The organism is Neobacillus drentensis (assembly GCF_036966985.1).
Taxonomy (GTDB): Bacteria; Bacillota; Bacilli; order Bacillales; family Cytobacillaceae; genus Neobacillus; species Neobacillus drentensis_E.
Genome location: NZ_JBALSN010000230.1, coordinates 1,739 through 9,502 on the forward strand (window position 1 = coordinate 1,739; position 7,764 = coordinate 9,502).

The window sequence follows — 7,764 nt, forward strand, 5'->3', positions numbered from 1 at the left end:
ATTTTATCAATCTCATCAATATAAATAATCCCTTTTTCTGCTTTTTCTACATCGTAATCAGCAGATTGGATTAATTTTAATAAAATGTTCTCAACATCTTCCCCAACATATCCAGCTTCCGTTAGTGAAGTCGCATCGGCAATAGCAAATGGTACATTCAAAATACGAGCCAATGTTTGGGCTAGTAATGTTTTACCGCTTCCTGTTGGTCCAATCATACAGATGTTACTCTTTGCAAGTTCAACATCATCAATTTTACTATTGGAATTGATGCGCTTGTAGTGATTGTATACTGCAACAGAAAGTGATTTTTTCGCTTGATCTTGGCCGATAACATATTCATCAAGAATTTCACAAATTTCCTTTGGCTTCGGTACATCTTTAAATTCTACTTCTTCTTCTGTTCCAAGTTCTTCCTCAACAATTTCGGTGCAAAGTTCAATACATTCGTCACATATGTAAACTCCAGGCCCGGCAACCAATTTACGAACTTGGTCCTGTGTTTTACCACAGAAGGAACACTTTAATTGACCTTTTTCATCATTAAATTTAAACAAATCCTTTCACCCCTTAAATCATGTTAGTATCCTATGCGAAGCAGTGAATTACACAAACAAAAGTCAAGTCTCTCTCTAATTATTGAATAGTATGTATGTTGCATTGTAACACAGAACGCCAATGGACTGGAAATAAAAAGCTTAAGGTAAATAGGTTTCCCTTTGTTTGTGTAGTTCACTTTAAATCACTTATGTACTCTTTAATCTTAACCATTATGATAAAAATAAATCTTAATGGTGTCTGGAAATTATTTTATATTTATTTCGCTATGTCTAAGATATTTTCCTGCCCATTGTTAAATCTTATTATAATATGTATTTAAAAAAAAGTATAAAACAAGGCACGAATTAAATCGTGCCTTGCATTAAACAAGTTAATTACTTCTTGTTTTCAACAAGAAAGTCTACTGCTTTTTTAAGTTTAAGGTCTGATTGGATGCCTTCAAGTCCGCCTAAAGCTTGTTTAATGCTATCAACAGTCATGTTGTACATGCCAGCCATGTTTTCAAGTTCAGCATTCACATCTTCGTCAGTTACTTCTAGGTTTTCAGCCTTAGCAATCGCTTCTAGTGTTAAGTTTACACGTACGCGGTTTACAGCTTCTTCCTTCATTTGCTCACGTAAAGCATTTTCGTCTTGACCTGAGAATTGGAAGTATAGTTCAAGGTTCATCCCTTGCATTTGTATACGTTGTTCGAATTCTTGAAGCATACGGTTAACTTCGTTAGTAACCATAACTTCTGGAATTTCAACTTCTGCATTTGCAGCAGCTTTTTCAACAACAGTATCACGTAAATGGTGCTCAGCTTCGTGCTTCTTGCTGTTTTCTAAACGAGTTTTGATTTTCTCTTTAAGAGCGTCTAATGTTTCAACTTCATCATCCACATCTTTAGCAAACTCGTCATCTAATTCAGGAAGTTCTTTTCCTTTAATTTCATGAATAGTTACTTTAAATACTGCAGGCTTACCAGCAAGTTCAGCTGCATGGTATTCTTCAGGGAATGTTACTTCCACGTCTTTAGATTCACCAGCAGCTAGTCCTACTAATTGCTCTTCAAAACCTGGGATGAATGATCCAGATCCGATTTCAAGTGAATGGTTTTCAGCTTTTCCGCCTTCGAAAGCAACGCCATCAACGAATCCTTCGAAATCTAGAACAGCTGTATCGCCGTTTTCTACTGTGCCTTCTTCTTTTACAACAAGCTCAGCTTGGCGCTCTTGAAGAGTTTTTAATTCGTTAGCAACATCTTCGTCAGTTACGTTTGTATCAAATGCTTCTACTTCTAAACCTTTGTATTCGCCTAATGTTACTTCAGGCTTAACTTGAACAGTAGCTTTGAAGATAAGTTCTTTACCTTTTTCCATTTGCTCGATGTCGATGTCTGGACGGTCGATTGGCTCGATTCCAGTTTCGTCAATTGCGCTTCCATATGCTTCAGGAAGAAGAATATCTAATGCATCTTGATAAAGAGATTCGACACCAAAACGCTTTTCGAACATTTGACGTGGCATTTTTCCTTTACGGAAACCTGGTACGTTAACTTGCTTTACAACCTTTTGGAATGCCGCGTTTAAACCTTCGTTTACTTTGTCCGCACTTACTTCAACAGTAAGAACGCCACGGTTTCCTTCTAACTTTTCCCATTTTGCTGACATACATTTTCCCTCCAACAATCTATTCTCATATCATTCGTAACGAATTTGAGTAGTTTGGAAATCACTTTCTATCAAAGCCAATTTCCTATTTTTTTAATGTAAAATATAGTTTTTTACACAATGCAACCACTACATTATAACATAGGATTGATTTCTTTCAACAGCGAGCCTATATATTAGGATAAGAAATTTTCTCAATTACCTCAATTTTTGTGATGGCTTCTTCAATTTCTCTCACAGATACACCGTACTCGCTGGAAAGAAGATCCATTCCCGTATCCATCCCCATATAATCTTGTGCCAAGTGGTGGAAAGCTGCGGCCCATGCATGAGTACTTTCCGGCTCTAGTTCAAACGGATAAGTTATAAAAAAATTACGCTCAACCATTCCGCTCGTGTTTTCGAAAAGACCAGGGTTTTCGCTTTCCAGATGAGATTCGACAAGCGCTTTTATCGCTTGCATTCTTGGTTCTTCTCTAACCTCGGGAAGTTGTGTTGGAATAACTTTCTTTTCCATGCCAAATTTCCTGATAATAAGTTCTCTATTAATTTCCTGCTCTTTTAAAAGAGTTAAGAGAATGGTTTTTAAAAATGGATGACCTGCTTCCGCTTCTAAATAATCTGCAATTTCATGCAGGTAGGGGCGAATATTTTTCTCTGCTAGATTTGAAATGAGGAGCAGTTGTTCGTTTAGATTATCATTTGCAAATAGGTTTAACTCTTGGAAAGCTGTTTCCTCTGGTTCGATTTCCTCAAGATCTAGTTGACGATTCTCTGCCATTCTTCGGCTGAATTGAAGGATCGTTAGGAAATGATCATGTTTTTCCGGCGGAATCTCTTTTTCTTCTAAAAGTGCTTCGACGGTTGACACGATTTCATGATATTCATGGAGTTGGATCAGTACTGTCAAATAGAGGTCCACCATCTGGAGGTAGTCACCAATCCCCTTATGGAGCATTTCCTTGGCGAGTTCTTTCGCTTTTTGAAAAGAAGAAGCTTCAAAATAAGCAAGAACCAGCCCAATCAAGACTTCATCATTGTCAGGGTCATATTCTCTTGCTTCCTCCAATAGATTTATCGCTTCGTTAAATTTTTTCTTCTCAAGGCTTTCGAGACCCTTATTGGTTAATCTTTTTTCAAGTCCGGGAAAAAAGACTATATTATCTATTCGTTTCACAGGTTCCCTCTTTTTCATAAAAAAACCGTCCTTAGGATTGTCATGGGAATTAGTTTAGCATAAATAAAGGGTAAAAAAAAATAATGATTCGGCTCAGAAGTGTACAATTGTACAGTTACCAATTTCTTGTTAAGGAACCTCTCGATAGTTTTTTGCAAATTTTACATTTTGCATTTGATTATTCTTTGGTGTATCAACCCTTAAACTAATTGATTTATGAAAGGATTTTGGATTAAAGTAATAACATTCATCCGTTTGCGGACAATAGACGCAATAAATATCTATTTCACATTTGTCTATGAACTTGGTCATTACACCCTGGCTAGTACTATAAGAAGAACTAAATCTAACTTCTAAAATTCCTTTTTTATTTAGATTTCTATATTTAACCTGTACTCTTTTGAAAATCTGATCTTTATAACCATCTAAATCAAATGGAGCATGCTCTGTATGAGGGAGTAAAATCATATAACCCTTTTCATAAAGATCAACCTGAGCCTTTAAAACATCTAGGTCCCCTTTACTTTTAGTATGGTGTTTCATTGAAATCTCCACCCTTCTTCAATTTGCAAAATGATGAATGAGGATTGTTTCCATATGTAATAAAACAGAAAAAAACCCACTTATAAAAGTGAGTTTTTTTCTCTATTATGTAGTATAGCGTCCCAGGAGAGATTCGAACTCCCGACCCACGCCTTAGCTTACCACTATGACTTTCGTCACCAAACAATGCTGTTTGTGGTCTGGACTATATCTTCACCATTTCAGGTGCGACACGTGTAGTCTCTACGGAACCTCACGATAATCAAAATGATTATCTTTTAAAACCTCTACCACTGACATAGTCAGTCATTCAAGATTTCTCTTCCTTGTGAAAGGCGTAAGTTTCCTCGGTATTACCATCAGCATAATCTGTTAAGGCTTCACCGATATAGTGTCGTCCACTTTATAGGTTCTTGTTTCCCTATAAAGGCTCCTATTTTCTTGAAGGGCGTTGCTCTATCCAGCTGAGCTACTGGGACATATAAGTTGTTTAAGACAAGATTTATTATATTATTGGAATATCAAAAAGTCAACACACTTTCTAATATTTTTTTTAAAAAGAAAAAAGAGAGAGGAATTCTCCCTCTTAATTATGACAGTATAAACTCGCGGGCAAGTTCGGTAACCTCCTGGCCACTTACTTCAAACACCGACATTTTAATTTTTTCATTCTGCAATTCCAGAATGATATAAGTTTTTTCAAAGCGTTCCCTTGGCAAACGGATGCTGCCTGGATTTAAAAATAAGACTCCATCAATCACTTCCGCACCAAGGACATGTGAGTGTCCAAAACAGACGATATTCGCGCTTACTTCCTCGGCTTTGTATTTTAAATTCATCAAAGAGGACTTAACCGAATACCGGTGGCCATGGGTAATAAAAAACTTCCGCCCAGCCACTTCAGAAATTGTCTCTAGTGGATATCCGCCGCCAAAATCACAATTTCCCATTACCGTTAAATATCCAGAAATCGCTTGGTCATCTGGGGATAGTTCTGAATCGCCGCAGTGAATCATTAAATCGACCTCATCCAGATGCCTTTCTCTTATTACACGGAGCTCCTTTGTTAATCCATGACTATCACTAACAATTAAAACCTTGCTCATTACTGCTCCGCACTTTCTAAAATAGAATCCAAGACTACATCTAGCTTTTTCAAGGCATTCGCGCGGTGGCTGATCTTATTTTTTTCTTCTGATGATAACTCGGCCATCGCTAAGCCCTTCTCAGGCACATAAAAAACCGGATCATAGCCAAACCCATTAGTACCTCTTCTCTCTTCAAGAATACGTCCTTCACAGGTGCCTGACACCGTTTTTGTTTCTTGACCCGGAACTGATACTGCCAAGGCACAGTAGAACCTTGCTGTCCGCTTCTCCTCGGGAATATCCGCTAGTTCTGACAGTACTTTATCCGTATTGTTCTGGTCATTTTTTGGTTCGCCCGCATAACGAGCTGAATAAATCCCGGGTCTCCCTTCAAGGGCGTCTACTATTAGGCCTGAATCGTCGCCAATTACCATTTTCCCCAGTGCCTCGGAGACCGCCTCCGCTTTCAAAGTCGCATTTTCTTCAAAGGTTGTGCCAGTTTCCTCGACCTCAGGAATTTCAGGATAATCTAGCAAGGTGCGAACCGTAATCCCTCGTGATGAAAAGATATGTTCAAATTCCTTCGCTTTTCCTGGATTTTTAGTTGCAATAATGACTTCTTTCATTTTTGATCGCCTCTCATTTTTGTCTTCGTGACTCTATTTTTCGGGTAATTTCTTCACCCAGTACTGCTTTTTGGTGTTCAAAAAGTTCCATTAGTCCTTCTTGAGCAGCACCAAGCAGGCCTTGTAGTTGTTCGTAGGAGAAAGTCGATTCCTCTCCTGTCCCTTGCAGTTCAACAAATTCTCCATTGCCCGTCATGACTACATTCATATCCACCTGGGCCTTAGAATCCTCAGCGTAGTTTAAATCAAGGACCGTTTGATTATTTTGCAGGATCCCGACACTTGTCGCCGCTAAATAATCTGTAATAGGGAATTTAGCGAAGGACTTTTTCTCGGAAAAGGCATTTAAAGCGATGGCCATCGCAACAAATGCTCCTGTGATCGAGGCTGTTCGAGTACCACCATCGGCCTGGATGACATCACAATCAATCCAAACTGTTTTCTCACCTAGAGCACTTAAATCGACAATTGCTCTAAGAGCGCGGCCGATTAGACGCTGAATTTCCATCGTTCGACCGGAAACCTTTCCTTTTGAAGATTCGCGAATGTTTCTTGTTTCTGTTGCTCGGGGCAGCATAGAATACTCGGCAGTAATCCAGCCTTTGCCTTCCCCCCTCATAAAGTGAGGCACTCTGTCTTCGATGCTCGCTGCACAAATCACTTTCGTATTCCCTACAGAGATTAGGACAGATCCTTCTGGGTGCATTAAATAATTGGGTTCAATATGTATGGGTCTTAGTTGTAACGGCTCTCTACCATCAACACGCACCATTACTACCTCCTTTTATTTTTGAATTGGTACATTCATTTTTCTTAAATACCAAATAAAGAAGAGGCGGCATCCAAGCCAACCTCTTTCATTGTCACTATATAGTATAACAAATATTATTTTTTAAAAACTACCTGTATTGACTTTTTCTGGACGAGTTACAGGTTCAGTTAATTTCTTCCCGCTATCATTTTTAATGTCTTCCTTACCTTTAACTTGAATAGCAACTTTTTCTACGCCCTCTTGCTCAGTTAAGGACAGCACTAGTGAATCTAATAAATGCTGTGAAATTTCCTTTTCTTTAAAGCTTCCAAAAATATTCTCATTAAAGTTCAAGGTGACTGTTCCATCTTCATATTTTGGTGCTTCAAGGAGCTCTACATCTGACATGAATTCAGATACTAGAGGAGATTTTTCACTTGGTCCTTTAATCAATTCATTAACGACAGCTACGTAGTTATCTTTTTCGCTATTGCTCACCCGGCGTGTGACAGGTACATAATAATAGGAGCCCTCTTCACCGCCAATATAGTAAACAGTTACAGGTTTAGTATTTGTAATATCCGTCACATTCGTTGTATCAAGGTTGATTCCGGTTGCTCTAGAAAGATTTTCGCTTATCGGTGTTCCGTTCACAGGCATTTCCGTCAAATCATGTCCATTCATTTTAAGTTTCACAGTTTTCACATTATCAAACTGCGTCAATGTCCAAGTGACAGATTGGAGAATTTTCATCTCATCTTCAGCTTGGTAATTCTTAAACTCTTTTGAAAAATTAACCGTTGCAACGCCATCTTTATCAATATTTACAGAAAGCTCCGTATCCTCTGGGAGAACCGCCCGGAAATCATTTGGGAGTAGATCAGTCACTGGACCATTTGCCACTAAATATTCAAGCGCCTGTTTAGCGACCGAACTGGTTTTCGGCAGATCCAATGTTTGCGGAACGACATAGCCGTCTTTATCTACCAGGTATAGTTCTGTTTTGACGGTATTTGCCTGCGCCTCCTTACTTGCTTCTGTAGCGCTCGTTTTCTTACTTGGTGTATCCTCCTTGATCGTCACACTCTTTGGCGGATCGATTTTCTTTTCTGTTTCAGTCCCGAATAATCCACAACCTGACAGTAGAACTGATGATGTCAGCACAGTCGACACAAGGATCTTTGCTTTATTTTTAGACATAACTATTTCCCCCCTAAGACAGTTTGTACTAACATATATACGAGCCTTATGATAAATTAGACCGACTTATGAAAAAAAATAGAACAAAATTAAAAGGTGTCAGGCACCACTCGTGGACAAATGTCCACGAGTGGTGCCTGACACCTTCGATTTATAGTTTTATTTT

The 7,764-nt window shown here is 38.6% G+C and carries 8 protein-coding genes; all 8 read right to left on the reverse strand.

Translation table 11 applies throughout. From position 1 onward, the window contains the following. On the reverse strand, window positions 1–557 hold a 557-nt coding region (locus V7659_RS15605; RefSeq protein WP_335540770.1), incomplete at its 3' end, for a ClpX C4-type zinc finger protein. Between the two features lie 378 nt (window positions 558–935). Beyond that, window positions 936–2,213 carry a trigger factor gene (tig, locus tag V7659_RS15610; protein ID WP_335540771.1) on the reverse strand — a complete coding sequence of 426 codons (1,278 nt, stop codon included), beginning with the start codon at window positions 2,211–2,213 and terminating at the stop codon, window positions 936–938. A gap of 169 nt (window positions 2,214–2,382) precedes the next feature. Beyond that, window positions 2,383–3,408 (reverse strand): tetratricopeptide repeat protein, encoded by a 1,026-nt coding sequence (locus V7659_RS15615; RefSeq protein ID WP_335540772.1) that lies wholly within the window; start codon window positions 3,406–3,408, stop codon window positions 2,383–2,385. A 111-nt stretch (window positions 3,409–3,519) separates the two neighbouring features. Further along, window positions 3,520–3,933 (reverse strand): group I intron-associated PD-(D/E)XK endonuclease, encoded by a 414-nt coding sequence (locus tag V7659_RS15620; protein WP_335540773.1) that lies wholly within the window; start codon window positions 3,931–3,933, stop codon window positions 3,520–3,522. A 590-nt stretch (window positions 3,934–4,523) separates the two neighbouring features. Beyond that, window positions 4,524–5,039 (reverse strand): metallophosphoesterase family protein, encoded by a 516-nt coding sequence (locus V7659_RS15625; RefSeq protein ID WP_335540774.1) that lies wholly within the window; start codon window positions 5,037–5,039, stop codon window positions 4,524–4,526. After that, complete coding sequence (locus V7659_RS15630; protein ID WP_335540775.1) at window positions 5,039–5,647, reverse strand: XTP/dITP diphosphatase; 609 nt, start codon at window positions 5,645–5,647, stop codon at window positions 5,039–5,041. The genes V7659_RS15625 and V7659_RS15630 overlap by 1 nt, the downstream gene beginning before the upstream one ends. Window positions 5,648–5,660: 13 nt before the next feature. Then, window positions 5,661–6,416 carry a ribonuclease PH gene (gene rph, locus V7659_RS15635; protein WP_335540778.1) on the reverse strand — a complete coding sequence of 252 codons (756 nt, stop codon included), beginning with the start codon at window positions 6,414–6,416 and terminating at the stop codon, window positions 5,661–5,663. Between the two features lie 123 nt (window positions 6,417–6,539). Continuing rightward, window positions 6,540–7,598: a GerMN domain-containing protein gene (locus V7659_RS15640; protein ID WP_335540776.1), complete on the reverse strand. Its 1,059-nt coding sequence runs from the start codon at window positions 7,596–7,598 to the stop codon at window positions 6,540–6,542. Window positions 7,599–7,764 lie beyond the last annotated feature (166 nt).